Source organism: Peptacetobacter sp. AB800, assembly GCF_047807365.1.
Taxonomy (GTDB): Bacteria; Bacillota; Clostridia; order Peptostreptococcales; family Peptostreptococcaceae; genus Peptacetobacter.
The window spans coordinates 1-24,194 of record NZ_JBLOUI010000024.1 but is presented as its reverse complement, the minus strand read 5'-3'; the positions used below and the strand labels follow the sequence as shown (position 1 = coordinate 24,194).

Annotated in this window: 21 protein-coding genes and 1 riboswitch; of the genes, 19 read left to right on the top strand and 2 right to left on the bottom strand. The window is 31.1% G+C overall.

The annotated features are described in order from the left end of the window. The first annotated feature begins 147 nt into the window (after positions 1-147). Genes ACK2WN_RS07975 through buk form a run of 5 tightly spaced genes read left to right on the top strand, consistent with a single transcriptional unit; the run spans position 148 to position 4,396 of the window. On the top strand, positions 148-987 hold the full coding sequence (locus ACK2WN_RS07975) for a tRNA 2-thiocytidine biosynthesis TtcA family protein (RefSeq protein WP_300528764.1): 840 nt from the start codon (positions 148-150) through the stop codon (positions 985-987). 47 nt (positions 988-1,034) lie between these two features. Continuing rightward, positions 1,035-1,574, top strand: a complete 540-nt coding sequence (locus ACK2WN_RS07970) for a 3'-5' exonuclease (protein ID WP_329998986.1) — start codon at positions 1,035-1,037, stop codon at positions 1,572-1,574. A 39-nt stretch (positions 1,575-1,613) separates the two neighbouring features. Beyond that, the gene (locus ACK2WN_RS07965) at positions 1,614-2,822 is read left to right on the top strand and encodes a transglycosylase domain-containing protein (RefSeq protein WP_416155288.1); all 1,209 of its coding nucleotides are present in this window, start codon (positions 1,614-1,616) and stop codon (positions 2,820-2,822) included. A gap of 39 nt (positions 2,823-2,861) precedes the next feature. After that, entirely contained in the window at positions 2,862-3,278 is a 417-nt protein-coding gene (locus ACK2WN_RS07960) for a DUF3785 family protein (RefSeq protein WP_118548483.1), read from the top strand. 53 nt (positions 3,279-3,331) lie between these two features. After that, on the top strand, positions 3,332-4,396 hold the full coding sequence (gene buk / locus ACK2WN_RS07955) for a butyrate kinase (protein ID WP_416155287.1): 1,065 nt from the start codon (positions 3,332-3,334) through the stop codon (positions 4,394-4,396). A gap of 72 nt (positions 4,397-4,468) precedes the next feature. On the opposite strand, the gene ACK2WN_RS07950 is transcribed toward buk, so the two are convergent. Then, positions 4,469-5,923, bottom strand: a complete 1,455-nt coding sequence (locus ACK2WN_RS07950; protein WP_329998582.1) for a carbon starvation protein A — start codon at positions 5,921-5,923, stop codon at positions 4,469-4,471. A gap of 662 nt (positions 5,924-6,585) precedes the next feature. Here ACK2WN_RS07950 and nadA point away from each other — a divergent pair. The 12 genes from nadA to grdD all read left to right on the top strand — a co-directional run bounded on the left by nadA (position 6,586) and on the right by grdD (position 20,122). Beyond that, complete coding sequence (gene nadA / locus ACK2WN_RS07945) at positions 6,586-7,506, top strand: quinolinate synthase NadA (RefSeq protein WP_006439075.1); 921 nt, start codon at positions 6,586-6,588, stop codon at positions 7,504-7,506. Positions 7,507-7,523: 17 nt separating this feature from the next. Continuing rightward, positions 7,524-8,831, top strand: coding sequence for an L-aspartate oxidase (locus ACK2WN_RS07940; RefSeq protein WP_300529888.1), 1,308 nt, complete (start codon positions 7,524-7,526; stop codon positions 8,829-8,831). Next, the gene (gene nadC, locus ACK2WN_RS07935; protein WP_416155286.1) at positions 8,809-9,645 is read left to right on the top strand and encodes a carboxylating nicotinate-nucleotide diphosphorylase; all 837 of its coding nucleotides are present in this window, start codon (positions 8,809-8,811) and stop codon (positions 9,643-9,645) included. The genes ACK2WN_RS07940 and nadC overlap by 23 nt, the downstream gene beginning before the upstream one ends. A 64-nt stretch (positions 9,646-9,709) precedes the next feature. Beyond that, positions 9,710-11,392 (top strand): M3 family oligoendopeptidase, encoded by a 1,683-nt coding sequence (locus tag ACK2WN_RS07930; protein WP_416155285.1) that lies wholly within the window; start codon positions 9,710-9,712, stop codon positions 11,390-11,392. A gap of 357 nt (positions 11,393-11,749) precedes the next feature. After that, positions 11,750-11,855, top strand: a riboswitch (glycine riboswitch). A gap of 98 nt (positions 11,856-11,953) precedes the next feature. Next, positions 11,954-12,328 carry a GrdX family protein gene (locus tag ACK2WN_RS07925; RefSeq protein WP_300529882.1) on the top strand — a complete coding sequence of 125 codons (375 nt, stop codon included), beginning with the start codon at positions 11,954-11,956 and terminating at the stop codon, positions 12,326-12,328. Between the two features lie 174 nt (positions 12,329-12,502). Next, entirely contained in the window at positions 12,503-13,453 is a 951-nt protein-coding gene (trxB, locus tag ACK2WN_RS07920; RefSeq protein WP_300529880.1) for a thioredoxin-disulfide reductase, read from the top strand. 101 nt (positions 13,454-13,554) lie between these two features. Next, positions 13,555-13,872, top strand: a complete 318-nt coding sequence (trxA, locus tag ACK2WN_RS07915) for a thioredoxin TrxA (protein ID WP_040410274.1) — start codon at positions 13,555-13,557, stop codon at positions 13,870-13,872. A gap of 73 nt (positions 13,873-13,945) precedes the next feature. After that, a complete protein-coding gene (locus tag ACK2WN_RS07910; protein WP_300529878.1) occupies positions 13,946-15,232 on the top strand; it encodes a glycine/sarcosine/betaine reductase component B subunit in 1,287 nt (428 codons plus the stop codon). Positions 15,233-15,330: 98 nt separating this feature from the next. Then, positions 15,331-15,807 (top strand): glycine/sarcosine/betaine reductase complex selenoprotein A, encoded by a 477-nt coding sequence (gene grdA / locus ACK2WN_RS07905; protein WP_300529876.1) that lies wholly within the window; start codon positions 15,331-15,333, stop codon positions 15,805-15,807. Positions 15,808-15,825: 18 nt separating this feature from the next. Then, on the top strand, positions 15,826-17,133 hold the full coding sequence (grdB, locus tag ACK2WN_RS07900; RefSeq protein ID WP_300529874.1) for a glycine reductase complex selenoprotein B: 1,308 nt from the start codon (positions 15,826-15,828) through the stop codon (positions 17,131-17,133). 297 nt (positions 17,134-17,430) lie between these two features. Then, complete coding sequence (gene grdC, locus ACK2WN_RS07895) at positions 17,431-18,963, top strand: glycine/sarcosine/betaine reductase complex component C subunit beta (protein WP_300529872.1); 1,533 nt, start codon at positions 17,431-17,433, stop codon at positions 18,961-18,963. Between the two features lie 10 nt (positions 18,964-18,973). Then, entirely contained in the window at positions 18,974-20,122 is a 1,149-nt protein-coding gene (grdD, locus tag ACK2WN_RS07890; RefSeq protein ID WP_300529870.1) for a glycine/sarcosine/betaine reductase complex component C subunit alpha, read from the top strand. 224 nt (positions 20,123-20,346) lie between these two features. Here the strand turns inward: grdD and ACK2WN_RS07885 are convergent, their stop codons facing one another. Beyond that, positions 20,347-21,849, bottom strand: a complete 1,503-nt coding sequence (locus tag ACK2WN_RS07885; protein ID WP_416155284.1) for an IMP dehydrogenase — start codon at positions 21,847-21,849, stop codon at positions 20,347-20,349. Positions 21,850-22,182: 333 nt separating this feature from the next. Here ACK2WN_RS07885 and ACK2WN_RS07880 point away from each other — a divergent pair, with 333 nt between their 5' ends. After that, positions 22,183-22,758, top strand: coding sequence for a xanthine phosphoribosyltransferase (locus ACK2WN_RS07880; protein WP_416155283.1), 576 nt, complete (start codon positions 22,183-22,185; stop codon positions 22,756-22,758). A 129-nt stretch (positions 22,759-22,887) separates the two neighbouring features. Next, positions 22,888-23,673, top strand: a complete 786-nt coding sequence (locus ACK2WN_RS07875) for a hypothetical protein (RefSeq protein ID WP_300529866.1) — start codon at positions 22,888-22,890, stop codon at positions 23,671-23,673. Positions 23,674-24,194: the final 521 nt, after the last annotated feature.

Below are 24,194 nucleotides of genomic sequence, written 5' to 3'. Positions count from 1 at the left end.
AAAATTGTAATAATATTAAAGAAATTCTAAAGAAAATATTACAATTTTCTTCTAGATTATGAAATTTGATAGAAGTGATAACTAAATGATTTATTTTGTGGTATTATATTATAATGAAGATTTTCATAGAAAGTTGAGGACAAGAGTATGACGGCAACTGACAATATACAAGTCAGACCACTTGAAGATATAGAAAGATGTATTGTAAAAAGATATAAAAAGCATATATGGTCAAAGTTTTTAAAGGCTATAAATGATTATAAATTAATAAGCGATGGTGATAGAATTGCTATAGCGATATCTGGCGGAAAAGATAGCTTGCTTATGGCAAAGATGTTTCAAGAGCTTAAAAAATATTCAAATATAGATTTTGAGTTAGTATTTTTAGCTATGGATCCCGGATATAGGGATGATATAAGGGTTAAACTTGAAGAACTTTGCAAGTATTTAAATATTCCTGTTGAAATATTTGAGTCAGGTATTTTTAGAATAACTGATGAAATAGCTAGAGATAATCCTTGTTATATGTGTGCAAGGATGAGAAGAGGTGCTTTATACAATAAGGCCGAGGAGCTTGGATGTAATAAATTAGCACTGGGACATCATTATGATGATGTTATTGAAACAACTATGATGAATATTTTATGTTCTGGAAACTTTAAGACTATGCTTCCAAAGATAAAGTCATCAAAGAGTGGAGAAATGCAAATTATAAGACCTCTTTATTATATTAGGGAAGAATATATAAAGAGATTTGTTAGATATACAGGGATAGAGCCTTTAGATTGCGCATGTACTGTGACATCTAAAAAAGCTGGAAATAAGAGATATGAGATAAAAGAATTGATATCAAGTCTTTCAGAGAACTTCGATAATGTTGAAAAATCTATTTTTAAAGCAGCTCAAAATGTAAAGATTGACTCTGTTTTAGGATGGGAAAAAGATGGAGTAAAACACAGCTTTATGGAAGAATTTGAAGAGATTTAACGATAAAAGATTGTTTTATAGTTATAAATTATTAGTGAGGTGATATTATGGAGCAGATGAGCCTTTTTGGAAATGACGAGGTATTTATAGTAGTCGACCTTGAAACAACAGGTCTTAATCCATTTGAAGGAAATGAAATCATAGAGATAGGTATTACTGAGATAAAAAATGGGAAAATAGTTAGAAGTTATAGTAGATTTGTTAAGCCAGAGCAGGAAATACCGCCATTTATAACAGAGCTTACAGGTATTTCTAATGAAATGGTTGCAAATGAAGACACTATAGAACAGGTACTGCCTAGATTTAGAAAGTTTATAGGAAGTAATACAATAATTGCACACAATGCAAAATTTGATATTAAATTCTTAAATTACTACCTAAATAAGCTAGGGCTTGAGGAAATTAAAGATTATATATGTACTCTAGAATTATTAAAGAAAGTGAGCTCTTATGGAGGAAAGAATAAAAAACTAGCTACAGCATGCGAATATTACGGTATAGAAAATAAAAATGCACATAGAGCAAGTAGTGATACTCAGGCAACTGCTGAGCTTTTCTTAAAGATAAGAGATAAAGTCGATAAGTAGATAATTAATTTTGGGGTTGATATATTAGGAGGAAATTTAATGTTCAACAACAGTAATGAAAACAAAGTAAGGAGAAGGAATGTGTCTTCTAGTGGAGGTTCTTCCAATAGAATAAGAAGACCAGATAATTCTTACGATGAAGAAAGATTGAGAGAAAATACAAAATCAAAGCCATTATTTGAAAGAACAGCTAATGATGATTTTAAAAGAGGAAATAATAGTAGGTCAGCTCTTTCTAGAAAAAATGGAGAAAGACTTCAACCCAGAAGTAATAGAAGTCAAAATAATAGAATAGATACTAATAAAGAAAAAGAATATGATTATAGTATGCTACCTTCTGAAAGAAAGAAAAGAGCTAGAGAAAATACAAGCAACTTATCTTCTAGAATAAGCGATAATAAAAACTCTGTTTCTGATGATGTTAAATTTAATTATGGTGCTAGAGAGAGATATAGGGAATCCAACAGAGATAGAGAAATTATCAAAAAGACTAGAAAAAGTAGCAAGAACAAGAAGAATAAGAAAAAAGAAATAAAAAGTAAGGTATTCTACTATGTGAGCAGAATAGTCGCAATGCTTCTTGTTTTATGTATTGTAGCTGGAGCTTGTGGTATAGGATATGCTAAGTATGTTACAAAAGATATGCCTGAGGTAACAGAAAAGATGGTACACGAAAGATATATTTCATCTAAAGAAGTGCCTATAAAAGATATGCCAAAGGATTTAAGAAATGCTATAGTTGCAATTGAAGATGAGAGATTTTATCAACATAATGGAGTAGATAAAAAAGCGCTTGTGAGATCTCTTGTTCACAATATACTAACCGATTCTAGACAGGGTGGAAGTACTATAGAGATGCAGCTTTCAAAGAATCTTTTAACTAGTTCAGAGGTTTCTATAAAGAGAAAGATAATGGATATGTACAACGCTGTTGGAATGAATAGAGTTATGAAAAAGGATGAAATTCTTGAAGCGTATTTAAATAATATTTATTTTGGAGAGAATGCATACGGTGTTGCTGCGGGTGCGGAGTTGTATTTTGGAAAGAATGTAAAGGATTTAGACTTAGCAGAATCAGCTATGCTTGTAGGTATTACTAATAATCCTAAGATTTATAGTAATTATAGTGCAGCCAAGACTAGACAGAAGATAATTCTTAAGAAGATGTACGAGCTTGGATATATAAAAGAGGCTCAGTATAAAGAAGCAGTTGCTGAGATGGTCCATTTTAGAAGTGAAATAGAATAAGTTCTATAAAAAATTTTGATATATTTTTTGGAGGTTATTATGGAATATAAATTTAATTGCGATGGTAGAGAATATGTTTTAGACTCTGAAAAATGCAGTGAATTTTTCAATGATGAGGAAAAAGAAGTAAGCGGATTTTCTGTTGAAGAAGCTATGAGATTAGTTTCTGAAGCTGAGGATGTAGAATTTGCAAAAGAGTATTATCAAGAAGCGTGCCCTGATTGTATGGCAGGTGTTAAAGAAAAACAGAAATTCTTTGCTTTTTATGAATATCATTTCTATATTTTCACTAAAGATGGAAAATATGTTATAAGTGATATAGATAAAGAATATAAAGGAAATTCATTCAATAAGCTTAGTAGAGCAGGTAAGGTTGACGACAGCTATATAGTTAGCATAATAGTATGTGCTGAATGTGGGGAATATATAGTTCAGGTTGAAAATTGTGAAGTGTAAAAAATTAATGTTTTAGTATTCAAGAAAATATAGTGTATGAGAGGTAATAGGATATGACGTTTAGAATATTAGCGATAAATCCAGGATCGACTTCAACTAAGGTTGCAGTTTATGATGATGAGAATTTAATAATGAGCGAGTCAATAGCGCAATCATCAGAAGAGCTTTCAAAGTATAAATGCAATATGGATCAGTTAGAAATGAGAACTGAAGCTATAGAAAAATTGCTTCTAGAAAAAGGTATAGACGTAAAAAGTTTAAGCGCTGTGGTTGGAAGAGGTGGAGCCCTTCCACCAGTTAAATCTGGTGCGTATAGAGTAAATGATTTAATGATTGATACTCTTAAAAATAGGCCTGTATTAGACCATGCTTCAAACTTAGGAGCTGTTATAGCTAAGTCTATAGCTGATTCTGTAGGTATAAATTCATTTATTTATGATTCTATTTCTGTTGATGAGATGAGTGATGTGGCAAGAATATCTGGTTTAAAAGACTTTGAAAGAACTAGTATGGGGCATGCTTTAAATACTAGAGCAATGGCTTTAAAATATGCTAAAGATAAGGGATTAGATTATAAACGTTTGAATCTAATTGTTGCACATGTTGGTGGAGGAGCTACTGTTTATCTTCATGAACATGGTCAGATGAGTGATATGATTTCTGATGATGAGGGTCCATTTTCACCAGATAGATCTGGTAGAGTTCCTTGTATAGCTTTAATAGAAGAATGTTATGCTAATAAATTTAGCCTATACGATATGAAAAAGAAGATAAGAGGTAAAGGTGGTATATACTCTTACCTAAATACAAACGACCTAAGAAAAGTTGAAGAAATGATATCTGATGGCGATAAATATGCTGAAATAGTATACGATGCAATGGTTTATCAGATGGCTAAGGCTATTGGGGAGATGGCGACAGTTGTAGATGGTGATGTAGATGCCATTATAGTTACGGGAGGAATAGCGCATTCTAATATGTTTACAAGTAAGCTTAAGAAAAAAGTTGGATTTATTTCTCATGTAGAGATTATGCCAGGAGAAAATGAAATGGAATCTTTAGCATTTGGAGCTTTAAGAGTATTAAGGGGAGAAGAAACTGCTAGAGAATTTAAATAAATATAATAAAAAAGACTATGCAATTTGCATAGTCTTTTTTTATATTAATTATTAGTTATATCATGATTAAGATTAAGCTAATCTTTCACCATCAACTGTATTTTTACCTTTTTTAATAACTAAGGCTGCGTATACAATTGCTAATACAACCCCACCTATGTAAGCTATATTCATTGGTAATCTGAATCCTATCTGAGCATTTAAGATGTACGCAGATATGATGAATACATAGAACATACCTGGGATAAGTGACATGATGTAGTTTTTCTTATGAGATAATAAGTAAACTGTTATCATAGCAAATGCGAAACAAGCTATAGTCTGGTTAGCCCATGCGAAGTATCTCCATAATATATTGAAACCTTCTGCATTTGCTTTAGCGAATACTAATATAGCTGCAACTGGTACGAATATACAAGCTGATAATGTAAATCTGTTTTTCTTCTTAGTCTGGTCGATGTGAAGTGCATCACCTATCATAAGACGAACAGATCTTAAGGCTGTATCTCCTGAAGTTATAGGAAGAACTATAACACCAAGTATTGCTATAAGTCCACCAACTTTACCAAGTAAGTCATTAGCAACTATACCGATAACATCTGGAGAACCAACCTGTTCTGGAGAAACAAGACCTGGAGCATTGTAAACACCCATTGCTGCTGCTGACCATATCATAGCTATTAAACCTTCAAGAATCATCATATCGTAGAATGTAAATTTACCTTCTCTTTCATTTGTAACAGATCTAGCTATTAAAGTAGCCTGAGTTGAATGGAATCCAGAAACGATACCACAAGCAACTGTTACAAAGAAGATAGGAAGTATTGGTAATCCCTGAGGATGAACACCCATCCAGTTTTCAGCTGTTAAAGGAGTTAAATCGTATCCTTTTACAAATATACCTATACCAACACCAACTGCTGATAATAGAAGTATTATACCAAATATAGGATAAACTCTACCTATTATCTTATCTATTGGGAATAATGTAGCTGCTAGATAGTAAGCAAATATAGCACCGTAAACTATCCAAACAACTGGGTTAGATATAACTGACTGCTGATGAAGTATCTGAGTCACAACTAAGTCCCCTGGAGTGTAGATGAAAACTGCACCAACTAGTATCATTAAGAAGCAAAGGAATACGTTGTATACATTATATACACCTTTTCCTAAGTATTTTCTTATTATACCTGGCATCTGTTCACCGTTATTTCTTAAAGATATCATACCACTCATGTAGTCATGCATTGCACCACCAAGAACGCAACCTATTGGTATTAATATGAACGCTATAGGTCCAAATAATATACCCTGGATAGGTCCAAGTATAGGTCCTGTACCTGCTATGTTAAGTAGTTCGATTAAGGCGTTCTTCATTTTTTTCATAGGAACGAAGTCAACACCATCTTCAAGAGTTATTGCTGGAGTAGGTCTATCATCTGGTCCAAATACTTTTTCACAGTATTTACCATAAACCATACCACCAACTAGAAGCATTACTAGTCCAATTAAGAATGCTGTCATTGTAAAACACCTCTTTTTAAATATAAAATTTTTAGGAGTTGTATTTTATGTTAAATTCAAAATAAAGTTAATATAAAAAATAAATATAGTTGATAAAAAATCAACTAAAAAAATTACAATTTCAATACAAAAATACAATTATTAAAATTCAACATTGTATACAAAACTCTTTATATATAGTATACAACTATAGAATATCATAATCAAGTGTGAAAAATATGCGATAATATCAAATAAAAATAAAGAAATTAATGAAAAAAATAAAGTAAAGAAAGAGTAGTCAGGAAAAGCTTTTTTTATTTTGAGTCAATGTAAAAAAATAACTCACTATAAAAATGTTAAAAAAGTTACAGATTTATGATAATTAAAAATGATAATTTATTTATATTCGATAGAAAAAATATATGATTAGATTTATTAAAAAATATAAAAATAGCTAAAAATAAATATAAATGATAAAAAAATAACAAATAATAAAATTTTTAAATCATTTGAAAATGATAGAATTTCTATCAAATATGTTAAAAATTTCTTTATCATTGAAGAAGATAAAGTATAATGCTATAATAATTTTGAGTTATAATTAGAAAATAAAAAATAAAATCGTAAGATTGTCAAAAAAGCTAGATAAAAAAATAACGAGAAAGTGGTGTACAAATAACATGAACGAAAATTTAGTAAGCAAAATTAAAGAGCTTAAAAAAGAGAGAAATGCTATAATATTAGCTCATTTCTATCAGCCGCCTGAAATACAGGCGATAGCAGACGAAGTAGGAGATTCTTATTATTTAAGTGAAATAGCTAGAGATTGTAAGGAAGAAGTTATAGTATTCTGTGGGGTTAAATTTATGGGAGAAAGTGCAAAAATACTTTCACCAGAAAAAACTGTACTTATGCCTGTGAAGAATGCTGGTTGTGTAATGGCAGATATGGCTAGCGAAAAGGCTGTTATAGAAATGAAAGAAAAATATCCAGAAGCATTAACAGTATGTTATATAAATTCAACTGCTGATGTTAAAGCTCATTGTGATGTGTCTGTTACATCATCAAGTGCTTTAAAAATACTAGGTAATGTTGAAAATAAACAGATATTATTCTTACCTGATAGAAACTTAGGTGGATACATAGCTGAACACTTCCCAGAAAAAGAATTTATACTTTGGGATGGATGTTGTACAATTCACGATAGAATAAAAGAAAGTGAAGTAACTGAGTTAAAAGAAGCTCATCCAAATGCAAAGGTATTAGTTCATCCAGAATGTAGAAAAGAAATAAGAAGTATGGGAGATTTTGTTGGAAGTACTTCTGGAATAATAAAATATGCTACAGAAAATGAAGCTAAAGAATTTATAGTAGCTACAGAAGAAGGAATATTATACGAGCTACAGAAAAAAAATCCTGATAAAAAATTCTATTTCCCAGGAGGAAATGGTGCAATACAGTGTGGTGATATGAAAAAGACTACATTAGAAAACTTATATAATACTTTATTAAATATGGAAAATGAAGTTATAGTAGAAGAAAATGTTAGAGTTAATGCTTTAAATTCACTACTTAATATGCACAAATTATCAGAGGGATAAAAAATCGAGGGATAAAAATGAAATTAGAAAAAGATGTTTTAATTGTGGGCAGTGGAGTAGCTGGACTTTACTGTGCTCTTAATTTAAATCCAGAACTAAATGTAACAGTAATATCTAAATCAACTATGGACAATAATAATACATATCTTGCTCAAGGTGGTATATCTACTGCATTAAATGAAGCGGATATTAAACCATTTGTAGAAGATACTATGAAAGCGGGAAAATATAAAAATAGAGAAGAGGCTGTTCAGGTATTAGCTGAAGAGTCTATTGAAAATATATCTCAGATAGTTGAAGAATATGGTATGCCACTTGATATGGAAGATGGAAAGATAGATTATACTAGAGAAGGTGCTCATAGAGTAAATAGAATAGTTCACTGCAAAGATAATACAGGTGAAATAGTATTTAAAACTCTTTATAAAGCAGCACTTACTAGAAACAATATAGAAATGATAGAAGATGCAACTCTTCTAGATATAATAACAGAAGATGGCAAATGTATCGGAGCTAGAGTATTCAAAGATGGAGAAGAAGTGCATATATTTGCTAAAGATGTAGTATTAGCTTGTGGAGGTATTGGAGGATTATTCAAAAACTCTACAAACCAAAGACACTTAACAGGAGATGGTATAGCTATAGCTCTAAAAAATGGAGTAGAAGTTGAAAACCTAAACTACATACAGATACATCCAACAGCATTCTATGAAGAAAATTCAAATGGAAGAAGAATGCTGATATCTGAATCTTTAAGAGGAGAAGGTGCTCTTCTTAAAAATAAAGATGGAGAAAGATTTGTAGATGAATTACTACCAAGGGACGTTGTATCTCATGCGATATTTGAACAGATGAAAAAAGATGGAACAGATTATGTATATCTAGATGCTAGACACCTTGGAGAAGAATATCTAAAAAATAGATTTACATTTATATACAACGGATGCCTAGAAAGAGGTACTAATATAGGTACAGATCTAATAAAAGTATCTCCAGCACAGCATTACTTTATGGGTGGAATCCATGTAGATCTTAATTCAAAAACTACTATGGACCATCTATATGCAGTAGGTGAAGTTAGTTGTACAGGGGTACACGGTGCTAATAGATTAGCAAGTAACTCATTACTTGAAGGATTAGTATTCTCAAAAAGAGCAGCAAATGATATAAATGCACATATAAAAGATACAGAACTTGTTACTAAAGAACTTCCAAATCTTGAAGTTTCTGTAGATGAATTAATGAAAGAAAATAAAATGAAAGTTATTGATGAAATAGTTAAAATTAGCGAGGATTTCGATTATGAATTATTTGATTGTAGATAAGATGATAAGAGAAGCCCTTATAGAAGATATTCCAAATGAAGATATAAGTACTAATTCTGTAGTTGGTGAAGAATCAAGATCTACAGTAGATCTTATATGTAAAGCAGATGGAGTAATAGCAGGGCTTGGAGTATATAAAAGAGTATTTGATATACTTGGAGATGTTGAAATAGAATTCTATGTAAAAGATGGAGATAAAGTACAGAATAAACAGTTATTAGCTAAACTTACAGGAAGTACTAGAAATCTTTTAATGGGAGAAAGAGTTGCACTTAATTACCTTCAGAGAATGAGTGGTATAGCAACTATGACTAATAAATTTGTAGAAAAATTAGAAGGAAGTAATACAAAATTATTAGATAGTAGAAAAACTATACCTAATCTTAGAATATTAGATAAATATTCTGTTAAAATGGGTGGTGGAAACAACCATAGAATGAATTTATCTGATGCTGTAATGCTTAAAGATAACCATATAGGAGCTGCTGGTGGTGTAAAAGAAGCTATAGAAGCAGCTAGAAACTACGCATCTTTTGTTACTAAAATAGAAGTTGAGGTTGAAACTTTAGATATGGTTAAAGAAGCTGTGGAAGCTGGAGCAGATATAATAATGTTAGACAACATGGACTTAGAAACTGCTAAAAAAGCTTTAGAGATAATAGATTATAGAGCTATAGTAGAATTCTCTGGAAATGTTACATTAGATAATATAGAAGAGATAGGTAAAATAGGTGTTGATGTTGTATCTTCAGGAGCGCTTACTCATTCAGTAAAAGCACTTGATATAAGTATGAAAAACTTAAAAAATATATAATTTATATATAAAAAGATAGCTGTATAGGATAATTCTTATACAGCTTTTTTTGAAAGGTGGTAAAATGAAATTTTCAGAGTATAAATATGAAAGACCAAATTTTAAAGAGATTAATAAAAAAATAATATCATTAATAAATGATATGAAAAAAAGTGATAATTTTGAAAAATTTGATAAAAATATAGTAGAAATAAATAAAATAAGAAACCATGTAGAGAGTATGAAGACACTAGCATCTATAAATTATAGTATAAATACTCATGATGAAAAGATAGCTATAGAAAATAGATATTGGGATGAGTATGGTCCAGAGTATAAAAAAATAGATAAGATATTTTATGAAACTATTGTAAATTCAGACTTTAAAACAGATATAGAAGCTAAATATGGCAAGCATTTTTATAAACTTGTAGAGTTTAGTTTAAAGGAATTTTCAGATGAAATAATAGATGATTTAAAAATAGAAAATAAACTTTGTTCTGAGTATACTAAGTTATTAGCATCTGCAAAAATATTTTATGATGGCAAGTATAATAACTTATCACAAATGAATAAATATATGTTATCAGAAAACAGAGAAGAAAGAAAAGTGGCTTCAGAAAAATTCTATAATTATTTTAAATCAATTGAAGACAAATTCAATTCTAATTTTGATGAGTTAGTAGAAGTGAGAAATAGAATTGCTAAAAAGTTAGGATTTGATAATTTTGTAGAGTTAGGATATATAAGAATGAAAAGAACTGAATATGGGGAAGCTGATGTATCTAAATTTAGAGATGAAGTTAGAGAAAAATGGATTCCGTTAGTAGATGAGTTTAATAAGCAAAAGAGAGTTAGACTAGGAATAGATGAATTAAAATATTACGATGATGATATTGAATACCCAGGTTGGAATATGGAACCTTTAACAGATTATGATGAAACTTTAGATGCAGCATCAAAGATGTATCATGAATTATCCAAAGAAACCGGTGAATTCTTTGATTTTATGGTAGAAAATGAGTTTATGGATTTAGAAACAAAAGAATCTAAAGGATTTGGTGGATACTGTACGTATATACCGGAGATAAAAGCTCCGTTTATTTTTTCAAATTTCAACAAGACTTTTGATGATGTAGATACATTAACTCATGAAGCTGGTCACGCATTTCAGCTTTATATGTCTAGAAGTATAGACATGCCAGAGATAAACTTCCCAACATTAGATTGCTGTGAAATACATTCTATGTCTATGGAACTTTTGACTTGGCCTTGGATGAAATTATTCTTTAAAGAAGATGAGGATAAATTTAAAAGAACTCATATGGCAACTATAGTTAGGTTAATTCCGTATTGTATGGTGGTAGATGAGTTTCAGCATATTGTATATAAAAATCCAAAACTTACTCCAGAGAAAAGAAATTCAGAATGGAGAAGACTAGAGAAAATATATACACCATGGAAGGATTATGATGGAAATGAGTTTTTAGAAAAAGGATGCTGGTGGTTTAAACAAGGTCATATATTTAAGAATCCATTTTATTATATAGATTATGCTCTTGCTGAGGTTTGCGCACTTCAAATTTGGGCTAGTATGGAAGATGAGTACGAAAGAGTTTTAGAGAATTATATGCATATTTGCAAAAATGCTGGTAAGAGATCTTTTGTAGAAACAGTTGAAGTTGGAGGTTTAAAATCACCTTTTGAAAAAGGGTGTTTAGATACAGTTATAGAAAAAATCTATAATTGGAGTGTTGGTAAGGTATAGATAAATAGATAATAAAAAACATTATCTTGTAAGTATAAAAAATATCAATAAAATAAATATCTATAGATAAAACACAATATAAATTAAAAAATATATATAGAAAATTAAATAAAATATATAAAAATAGCCAAAAAATAAAAAAATATGACTAACAACTTTAATGAAAAATCAAAGATGTAAGTAGCTAAAGTTAAGTATATAACTAACTTTTATGAGTTGTTAGAAAAATATGTGAAAAACATTTGAAAAAATAATAGAAAAAAAAATAAAAAAAAGACTTGATATTTGTATCGAAAATTTATATACTTAACTTAACAAATATAGAGACAGACAAAAATAAAAAGTTTATATTTCTGGATGAAGCGTATAGGAGACTTCCTTAAATGGGGACCGAAGGTACAAATGTTTACTATTTCCCGATAGTAAATGTGAAATTCTCAGGTGAATATACTATATTGCGGACAGATCTCTGAAGATGAATTTTGACAGGGAAGACAAATTGGGAGATTTGTTTTCTCTGTTTTTTTGTTTAAAGTTTCTAGGATGAAAGAGAGTGTAAAGATGTTTATAGTAACAAATAATTCTAAAATAAAAGAAAGTTTTCCTGAAAAGGATGTAAGACTTATTGATACATCTTACATAGGTGTTCTTGAAGAATGTAGAAAATATATTCATAAAGGATGTAAACTACTTTCACACCCACTTTATGGAAGTGTAAAACCTAATGAAACTCCTTATAGAACAGTTATAATGGCTGAAGGAGAAGGATTAGATTATCAGTCAGTGGAACTAATAGAAGATGCAATAAATACAGCTTCTAAATTCCAAAATGACAAGAAAACTCCTAACTGGATAGAAAGAGTAATGGATGATTTTAGAGTTATAGATTTAGATATAATGACTAATACAATCTCAAGAATCCAGTATGAGTATTAAAAGAATAGTATTATATTTATCTTTGTGGAAAACATTTACAAATGTATTTGTGCGATAGGAAAACATTTTTCGAAGTATTGTACTAGTAATTACTATTCAAAAATATAATATTGTTTTAAATTTTGAATTTTAAATTAATAAAAAGATTTATATTTCAATCAGGAGGATGACGAAATGGAAAATTTATATGACATAGTCATAATCGGTGGAGGACCAGCTGGACTAGCTGCAGGAATATATGGAGCTAGAGCTAAAATGAAAACTCTAATATTAGAAAAAACTAAAAACGGTGGACAGATAGTTATAACTCACGAAGTTGCAAACTATCCTGGATCTGTTGAAAATGCAAGTGGTCCATCTTTAACAGCTAGAATGGTTCAGCAGTGTGATGAATTCGGTGCTGAAATAAAAAGAGATGGTGTAGTTGAAGTTCAACTTGAAGGAGATATAAAAGTATTAAAATGTGAAAGTGGTACAGAATATAGAGCTAAAGCTGTTATAGTTGCAGCTGGTGCTAGCCCAAGAAAAATAGGATGCCCAGGAGAAGCAGAATTCACTGGTAAAGGTGTTTCTTACTGTGCAACTTGTGACGCTGACTTCTTTGAAGATTTCGAAGTATTCGTAGTTGGTGGAGGAGACAGTGCTTTAGAAGAAGCTATGTACTTAACTAAATTCGCTAGAAAAGTTACAATAGTTCACAGAAGACAGGGATTCAGATGTGCTAAGAGTATAGAAGAAAAAGCTAGAAAGAACCCTAAAATAGAATTCTTACTAGATACAGTAGTTGAAGAAATAAAAGGTGACGGAATACTACAATCTGTAGTATTCAAAAACACAGTTACTGGAGAAACTCATGAATATTTCGCTGATGAAGAAGACGGAACAATGGGTGTATTCGTATTCATAGGTGTTATAGCTCAGACTGATTTATACAAAGGTATATTAGATATGGACGAACAGAACTACTTATTAACTGACGACCACATGAGAACTAACATACCAGGTGTATTTGCAGCTGGTGACTGTAGACAGAAACCTTTAAGACAGGTTGTAACTGCAACAGCTGATGGTGCAATAGCAGCAACTCAGGCTGAAAAATATATAGAAGAACACTTTGCTGAATAATCAGTAAAAACTATTAAACTAAAAAATATAAAAAGCATATAATCTGGAAGCCATTTGGCTTCCAGGTAAAATAAATAAAAAATTGGAGGAACAAAAAAATGATGTTAGCATTAGACAAAGATACATTCGCAACAGAAGTATTAGAAGCAGAAGGATACGTATTCGTAGATTACTGGAGTCAGGGATGTGAACCATGTAAAGCTTTAATGCCAGAAGTACATGAATTAGCTGAAAAATACGCTGCAGGAATGAAATTCTGTGAAATGGATATAACAAAAGCAAGAAGACTTGCTATAAAACAGAAAGTTTTAGGACTTCCAACATTAGCAGTTTACAAAGATGGAGAAAAAATAGACGAAGTTACTAAAGATGATGCAACAATAGCTAACATAGAAGCTATGATAAAAAAATACGTTTAAGAGCCTATTATTAGCTTTTAATTAAATTATTTTAAAAGGTTAATTTTATACAAAAATTTATGGGAGGTGCGTTATGCGTCTTGAATTAGGAAAAATCTTTATAAAAGATGTTCAGTTTGGTGAAAAAACTGAAGTTAAAGATGGTGTTTTATTCGTAAACAAAGAAGAGATGCTACAGGAAATAGGTGGAGATGAACATATCAAATCAATAGATATAGAATTAGCTCACCCAGGTGAAAGCATAAGAATAACACCAGTTAAAGATGTTATCGAACCAAGAGTTAAGGTAGAAGGTAACGGTGGAGTGTTCCCAGGTATCATATCTAAAGTTGATACAGTTGGTGAAGGTAGAACTCATGCATTAAAAGGTGTTGCTGTAGTTACAACTGGTAAAATAGTTGGTTTCCAGGAAGGTATAGTAGACATGACAGGAGAAGGAGCTAAATATACTCCATTCTCAAAATTAAACAACGTTGTTGTTATAGCTGAACCAGTAGATGGTTTAAAACAGCATGATCATGAAAAAGCTGTTAGAATGATAGGATTCAAAGCTGCTGCTTACTTAGGAAAAGTTGCTAAAGAACTTACTCCTGATGAAGTATCTGTATATGAAACTAAACCATTATTCGAACAGGCTGCAGAATATCCAGAACTACCAAAAGTTGGATATGTTTACATGCTTCAGACTCAGGGACTATTACACGATACTTACGTATACGGTGTAGATGCTAAACAGATAGTTCCAACAATACTTTACCCAACAGAAGTACTTGATACTGCTATAGTAAGTGGTAACTGTGTTTCTGCATGTGATAAAAACCCAAGTTATGTACACATGAACAATGGTGTAATAGAAGAATTATATGCTCAGCACGGAAAAGAAATAAACTTCATGGGTGTTATAATAACTAATGAAAATGTTTACTTAGCTGACAAAGAAAGATCTTCAAACTGGTCTTCAAAATTATGTAAATACCTTGGATTAGATGCTGTTATAGTATCTCAGGAAGGTTTCGGTAACCCTGATACAGACTTAATAATGAACTGTAAAAAAATAGAAATGCAGGGTGTTAAAACTGTTATAGTAACAGATGAATATGCTGGTAGAGATGGTGCTTCTCAGTCATTAGCAGATGCAGACGTTAGAGCAAATGCTGTTGTAACTGGAGGAAATGCTAACCAGGTTATAAACTTACCTAAACTTGATAGAGTTATAGGACATATAGAAGCAGTTGATGTAATAGCAGGTGGAGCTGCTGGAGCATTAAGACCAGACGGAACTATAGAAGTAGAAATACAGGCTATAACTGGTGCTACTAACGAAACTGGTTTCGGATATTTAACTGCAAAAGGATATTAATCAATATCTAAATTTAAAATCAACTTTACAGTATAGACTGTAAAATAATAATAAAAATATAAAAAATAATAAAGAAAAATTTAATTAGGAGGACTATTATGAGCGTACTTGAAAATAAAAAGGTCATGATAATAGGCGACCGTGATGGTGTGCCAGGACCTGCAATAGAAGAATGTGTTAAAACAGTTGACAGCGCAGAAGTTATATTCTCAGCAACAGAATGTTTCGTCTGAACAGCTGCTGGGGCTATGGACTTAGAAAATCAGAAGAGAGTTAAAGATGCTGCCGATAAATTCGGAGCTGAAAATCTTGTGATATTACTAGGTGCCGCTGAAGCCGAAGCTGCAGGTCTTGCAGCAGAAACAGTTACAGCAGGAGACCCTACTTTTGCTGGACCTTTAGCAGGTGTTGAATTAGGATTAGCAGTATACCACGTTGTTGAAGAAGAAGTTAAAGAATTATTCGACGAAGAAGTTTACGAAGAACAGGTTGGAATGATGGAAATGGTTCTTGATGTAGACGAAATAGCTGACGAAATGAAAGAAATAAGAGACGAATATTGTAAATACAATTAATTCTAGGAGGACGATGAAATGGCAATAAAAGCAGTTCATTATGTAAACCAGTTCTTCGCCGGAATAGGTGGAGAAGAAAAAGCCGATACTAAGCCACACGTGGCAGAAACTTTACCTCCTATAAGCGTACAGCTTAATAGTAAATTAGGTGAAGATATAGAAATAGTTGCTACAGTTGTTTGTGGTGACAGTTACTTCGGTGAAAATATGGATGAAGCAAGTGCAGAAGTACTTGAATTAATAAAAGGTTTTGAACCAGACTTATTCATAGCTGGTCCTGCATTCAATGCTGGTAGATACGGTGTTGCAGCAGGTACTATAACAAAAGTTGTTAAAGAAGCTTTAAATATACCTTGTTTAACAGGTATGTATGTAGAAAACCCAGGTGCAGATATGTTCAAGAAAGATCTATATATAATAGAAACTTCTGACTCTGCAGCAGGAATGAGAAAAGCACTTCCTAAAATGGCTAAATTAGCTAAAAAATTAGCTAACGGAGAAGAAATAGGATCTCCAGCTGAAGAAGGATACATAGCTAGAGGAGTAAGAGTTAACTACTTCGCAGAAGATAGAGGATCTAAGAGAGCAGTTGATATGCTTATCAAGAAAATAAAAGGTGAAGAATTCGTAACTGAATATCCAATGCCTGACTTCGATAGAGTAGATCCTAACCCAGCTGTAAAAGATTTATCTAAAGCTACAATAGCATTAGTTACTTCTGGTGGTATAGTTCCAAAAGGAAACCCAGATAGAATAGAATCTTCTTCAGCTTCTAAATACGGTGAATACTCAATAGAAGGAGTAATGGACCTTACAGAAGAAACTTATGAAACAGCTCACGGTGGATTCGACCCAGTATATGCTAATGAAGATGCTGATAGAGTTTTACCAGTAGACGTTTTAAGAGATCTTGAAAAAGAAGGCGTAATAGGAAAATTACACAACTACTTCTACTCAACAGTTGGTAATGGTACTGCAGTTGCAAGTTCTAAAAAATTCGCAGCTGAATATGCTAAAAAACTAGTTGAAGCTGGTGTAGATGCAGTTATACTAACATCTACTTGAGGTACTTGTACTCGTTGCGGTGCAACTATGGTAAAAGAAATAGAAAGAGCTGGACTACCAGTAGTACACATGTGTACAGTAGTTCCAATATCTTTAACTGTTGGAGCAAATAGAATAGTTCCTACAATAGCTATACCTCATCCTTTAGGAAATCCAGCTTTAGATCCAGCTGAAGAAAAATCTTTAAGAAGAAGATTAGTAGAAAAAGCATTACACGCATTAACTGTAGAAGTTGATGGACAGACAGTATTCGAAGACTAGTCTATAAAAGCTAATAATACTTTGAAACAATAGATTTCGTGGATGCTTTCGGGCATCTGCGGAATCTATAATAATATTAAGAGAATTATATTAAGATTTTTTTATTTTTAAATTATTTATATATGATTATGATTTACATATTATAAAATGTATTAGATCTAGAGATAAAATTATTTGAAGTTATCTTAGAATAAAGCAAAAAAATTTGCTTTAATGATTTTGAAAATAATTAATTTTATTAATTATAAATAAAATTTTTATCATAAACAAACAATAAAATCGCGGGGGTGCCGAAAAATGACTTTTCCAGTATTTAAAAGTGCAGGATATGTACTAGTTCATACACCAGATATGATAGTACAGAATGGTAGTACATGTGTAGTAGAAAGAGCTACAAATCCAGATTCTGATTTCCTAAAAGAAGTAGGAAGCCATATAAGAAGCTACGAAGATGTAGTTAACTATATGCCAAACCAGGTTTACATAGGAAACCATAGACCAGAAGAATTAAATGATATGCCTTTACCTTGGTGTGAAACAAAAGTTGAAGGAACAAGAGAAGGTAAAATGGGTGAAATAATGCCTCAGGACGAATTTATAGCTTTAATGCAGATATGTGACGTATTCGACTTAGTTGAATTATCAGAAGAATTCGTTTCAGAAGTAAAACCTAAAATAGAAGCTAACTACCCAGAATTAGCACCATTTATGGATAAATTAAAAGCTTGTGATATATCAAATGCAGAAGAATTAATAGCTTCTCATGCAGCAGAAGTTTTAATGCATGAAGGTAAAATGGTTGGTTATGTTAGAGCAGCTCATGATGTTGACGTTAACTTAAATGCTCATACAATGTTCGAAAACTTAGTTGTTAAAGCATCAGGTGTGTTAGCAGCTTTACATATGTTAAGACATTCTTCAGTAGATAGAAATGAAATAGGATACGTTATAGAATGTTCTGAAGAAGCTTGTGGAGATATAAACCAGAGAGGTGGAGGAAACTTCGCAAAATCTATAGCTGAAATAGCTGGAATACAGAATGCAACAGGATCAGATACAAGAGGATTCTGTGCAGGACCTACTCATGCATTAATACATGCAGCAGCTCTTGTAAAAGCTGGAATATACAAAAATGTAATGGTAGTAGCTGGTGGAGCAACTGCTAAATTAGGTATGAATGCTAAAGACCATGTTAAAAAAGGTCTTCCAGTATTAGAAGACGTTGTTGGAGGATTTGCAGTACTAGTATCTGAAAATGACGGTGTTAGCCCAGTTATAAGAACTGACTTAGTTGGTAACCATACTGTTGCTACAGGATCAGCTCCTCAGGCTGTTATGGGTGCTTTAATAGCAGAAGGATTAGATAAAGGTAACTTAAAAATAACTGATGTTGATGTATTCTCTGTAGAAATGCAGAACCCAGATATAACAAAACCAGCTGGTGCAGGTAACGTACCAGAAGCAAACTACAAAATGATAGGTGCTCTTGCTGTTAAACGTGGAGACTTAGAAAAGAAAGAACTTAAAAACTTTATAGCTGGACACGGTTTACCAGGTTGGGCTCCAACTCAGGGTCATATACCATCAGGAGTTCCTTACATAGGATTTATGATAGATGACTTAACAACTGGTGACAAAAACAGAGCTATGATAGTTGGTAAAGGAAGTTTATTCTTAGGAAGAATGACTAACTTATTCGACGGTGTATCTGTAGTTGTTGAAAGAAATAACGGTGTAGAAGAAGAAGCAGCTGGTGTTTCTAAAGATGAAATCAAAAAAATAATAGCTGAAACAATGAAAAAAATGGCATTAGATATGGTGCAGGAATAGGGGTGAAATTATGTCATCAAAAAATATAATAGCAGATGTATTCCTAGAAGTAGCTAATGCAATAGAAAGTGGAGACTTCGGACCTAAAGTAAGAATAGGTTTAACAACTCTTGGAAGTGAACACGGTGTAGAAAACTTAGTTAAAGGTGCTGAATTAGCTAAATCAAAATTATTTGATATAGTTTTAATAGGACCAAAAGTTGATACTGATCTTGAAATAGTTGAAGTAAACGAAGAATCTGAAATGCATAAAAAAATGGAAGAACTTCTAGACAGCAAATACATAGATGCATGTGTAACTATGCACTATAATTTCCCAATAGGTGTTTCTACAGTTGGTAGAGTACTTACTCCAGGTAGAGGTAAAGAAATGATACTTGCTACTACTACAGGAACAAGTGCAACTAACAGAATAGAAGCAATGATAAGAAATGCTGTATACGGAATATCTGCAGCTAAATCAATAGGTATAGAAAATCCTAAAGTAGGTATATTAAACGTTGATGGAGCTAGACAGGTAGAAAAATTCTTAAAAGAATTACAGTCTAACGGATACGGAATAGAATTTGCTGAATCTATGAGAGCTGACGGAGGATGTGTAATGAGAGGTAATGACCTTCTTGCAGGTACTCCAGATGTAATGGTTACTGATACATTAACAGGAAACCTATTAATGAAAGTATTCTCTTCATTCACAACTGGTGGAGATTTCGAATCTCAGGGATTCGGATACGGACCTGGTGTAGGTGAAGACTACGATAGAAAAATATTCATAGTTTCTAGAGCGTCAGGATCTCCTGTTGTTGCTAATGCATTAAAATATGCATACGAAGCTGTTCTTGGTAATGTAAGTGACGTTGCAAGAAATGAATATGCAGACGCTAAAAAAGCTGGCTTAGATAACATAATAGCTTCTCTTAACGCTAAAAAAGAAGACAAAGGTGAAGCTGAAGAAGTTAAAATGCCAGACAAAGAAGTTGTAACTCATCAGATAGCTGGTGTAGATATAATGGAACTTGATGATGCTGTTGAAACATTATGGAAAAAAGGTATATATGCAGAAAGTGGAATGGGATGTACTGGACCAATAGTTTTAGTAAATGAAGCTAAAGGTGAAGAAGCTGCAGCACATCTTAAAGAAGCTGGTTTCATAGCATAATATCGATAAATAAAAATAATATTCTTAGATAAAAACTGGATTATGAAGAGGTTATTACAGATTACTGTGATAGCCTCTTTTTTATTACAATTAAACAGAATATTTTTTGATAATATGTATATGAAGATTACCCTATTCTAAAGAATTAAATGTAATGAAAAATAAAGTAAAGAAAAAGGAGTAGATTTCTCTACTCCTAAATTATCTCTATATTCAATTACATATTATAAGTTTCTATTGTCTTTTAGTAAAACGTCGTGTGCTCCACCTTCTACTATACTTGTAGCAGAAACTAGAGTTAATTTAGCGTTTTTCTGTAATTCTGGTATGCTAAGAGCACCACAGTTACACATAGTAGATCTAACTTTAGCTAAAGAAGCATTTACGTTGTCTTTTAATGAACCAGCATATGGCACATATGAGTCAACACCTTCTTCAAATGAAAGTTTTTTATCTCCACCAAGGTCGTATCTCTGCCAGTTTCTAGCTCTTGCAGAACCTTCACCCCAGTATTCCTTCATGTAGCTTCCGTTTATATTAACTTTGTTTGTTGGAGATTCATCGAATCTAGAGAAGTATCTACCAAGCATAACGAAGTCAGAACCCATAGCAAGTGCTAATGTTATATGATGATCGTAAACTATACCACCATCTGAACATATTGGTATATAAACACCAGTTTCTTCAAAGTATTTATCTCTAGCAGCTGCAACTTCTATAACTGAAGTAGCCTGTCCTCTACCGATACCTTTCTGTTCTCTTGTTATACATATAGAACCACCACCGATACCGATTTTTATGAAGTCTGCACCAGCTTCTGCAAGGAATCTAAATCCTTCTTCGTCAACAACGTTACCAGCACCAACTTTAACAGTATCACCGTAGTGTTCTCTTATCCAATCTATTGTAAGTTTCTGCCATTCAGAGAAACCTTCAGAAGAGTCTATACATAATACGTCTACACCAGCTTCAACAAGAGCAGGAACTCTTTCTGCGTAGTCTCTAGTGTTTATACCAGCACCAACAACATATCTCTTAGAATCATCTAATAATTCAAGGGGATTTTCTTTGTGAGAAGCGTAGTCTTTTCTGAATACTATGTAAACTAATTTTCCTTCATCGTCAACAACTGGAAGAGAATTTAATTTGTTATCCCATATTATGTTGTTAGCTTCTTTTAATGTAACATCTTTAGGTGCAGAAACTATCTGATCTAATGGAGTCATGAATTCAGATACTTTTGTATCTAAGTCCATTCTACTAACTCTGTAGTCACGGCTAGCAACTATACCTAATAATTTACCGTGAGCTGTTCCATCATCAGTTATAGCAACTGTAGAATGTCCAGTTTTTTCTTTTAATTCAAGTATATCAGCTAATGTGCTGTCTGGAGTAAGGTTAGAATCACTTTCTACAAAACCAGCTTTGTAAGATTTAACTCTAGCTACCATAGCAGCCTGATTTTCTATAGTCTGAGAACCGTATATGAAAGATATACCACCCTCTTTAGCAAGTGCTATTGCCATGTTGTCATCAGAAACTGCCTGCATTATAGCAGAAGTCATAGGTATGTTCATTGATATTGGTGATTCTTCTTCACCTTTTCTAAATTTTACTAATGGTGTTTTTAAACTAACATTAGCAGGTATACAATTAGCTGAAGAATATCCTGGTACTAGTAGGTATTCACTAAAAGTATGAGATGGTGTTTCAAAATAATATGCCATTTCTTAAGTCACTCCTTATATAATTTTTATAAATGTAAATATATTTTTTTGTTATAAGTCAAAAAAAGACACTTGCATGGAACTACCAAAGCTGTATCTTTTATAAATTGATTTAGATAATAATTATTTCTTTAAAGTTTAACATTAAAACGAAAAATAGTCAATATTTATAAGAACAATTATTGCTTTAATCAAGAAAATATTCGCATAAATTTATAATATTTATTGAAGATTTTCTATCAATAATATATAATTTAATATTATATAAATTAAACGGATAAAAAAATATTTATATTAAAAAAATATAAAATTATAAAAATGGAGGTAAGAAGTATGGAATTATTAAAAAATAAAATATTAAATGAAGGTGGAGCAAAAGGAACTGACATAATACAGGTTGGAGCATTCCTTAATCATCAGTTAGATATAAACCTTCTTAATGAAATAGGAAAAGAATTCGCAGAAAGATTTAAAGATATAGAAAAAATAGATAAAATAGTTACAATAGAAGCTTCAGGAATAGCAATAGCATCTATAGCATCTCAGTACTTTAATAATGTTCCAGTTGTATTCGCAAAGAAAACAATGTCTAATAATATGGATACAGATGTATATGAAACTTCAGTATATTCATACACTAAACAGAAAGAATACTCTGTAAGAATAAATAAACAGTACCTAAATAAAGGAGATAGAGTTATAATAATAGACGATTTTCTAGCTAAAGGTGGAGCTGTAATGGGATTAAAAGACATTATAGAACAGGCTGGAGCAGTATTAGAAGGTGTAGGAATAGTAATAGAAAAAGCATATCAGGAAGGTAGACCAATACTAGAAGCAAATGGAATAAGAATAGAATCTCTTGTTTCTGTAAAGGCTATAAAAGATGGAGAAATAGAATTCAATTAAATAGTATATATTAAGGAATCAGAGAATCGCCTGGTTCCTTTTAAATTTTAAAAGAAAAGAGTGTAAAGAATGGATAGTATTTTTGATAAAGAAATTTATATTAATATACAATATAGAGTGTATGAAATTATGGAAAATAATATTAAAAATAAAAAAGTACCAAATTTAGAGTTTGAAACGAAAGAGCTAGGAATTATAGAAGTTCCTACAAATGAGGTTTTAAAAAATAGAAAATATACGGCTAATATAAATGAATGGCTTATAGAAATAGAGTATTTTATAGGAATTATAGTGGAAGAATTATTATACTTGCTTTCATATGAAAAAATATATTATTCAGACAAAAAATTATCCTCCTATGTAATTACATCAAGAGAAAGATATTTTAAACTAGTTATATATGATTTATATTCAATAAGAGAAAAATTAGCGTATTTAATAATGGAACTATTTAATAGAGAAATAGAAATAAATTATGAGAAGTTAAGTTTTAATAGATTATTAAAAAAAATGAATGAAGATAATCTGGATAATCCAGAGTGGATAAGTGAATATGAATATACGCTAATAAAAAAAGTATTAAGTGAAAATTTTAAGCCAGATAGTTATAAATATATTTTTGAAGAAATAAGACATTCATTTACACATAGAAGCAATCCAGGAATAGGATTCATACCACTTCGCACATATGAATATAAAAAAGTCGATGAAAAAATACTTCAAATATTAAAAAAGGGAATGAATGAAGAAAAAGATGACTATATATCATTATCTTTAAAACCAAAAGAAAAGCAAATTAATTCAAAAATGCTAATAGAAGATCTTCTAGATATGTGGGGATTATTTATAAAAGGATTTGAACTGTTATTTAAGAGGATAACGCTACTAAACAATGAAATAATAAAATTTTATTAATATAAAATATAATCCAAAAGTAAAAAAAGAGCAATAGGATTTTCCTATTGCTTATTTTTGAACCTAAAGCTTGTTTTACATATTAATTGTCAGAATATAACGATTCAAATTTTAAAAATATAAAATCAAAAATGAAATTTAAAATATTAAGTGAATTATTGAAAACTTCTAAACAGTGTCCTTATTAACTCTGTACAAGTTAATGTTATCACGAAAACATTAATTTGTCAAAAGATAAATTTTTGAAATGAAAAATAAAATTACAAAAAAATATAAAAAAAATTTAACAAGAAAAAAATACTCATTAAAATTATGAAAATTAAATAAAAGGTATTTAGAAACTTCTTTTTTCTTGAAATTTGTTGCATATATCTTGAAATATTTCTATAATTAAAATGATAACTAAAATAGGGTTTTGTTAACTTGATATGAAAAAAATACTCTCGAAACAAAAAATAAATCGATGGGTTAAACTTGATTTCAAAAATTTTAAAAAATTGCACAACAAATAAACCTAACAA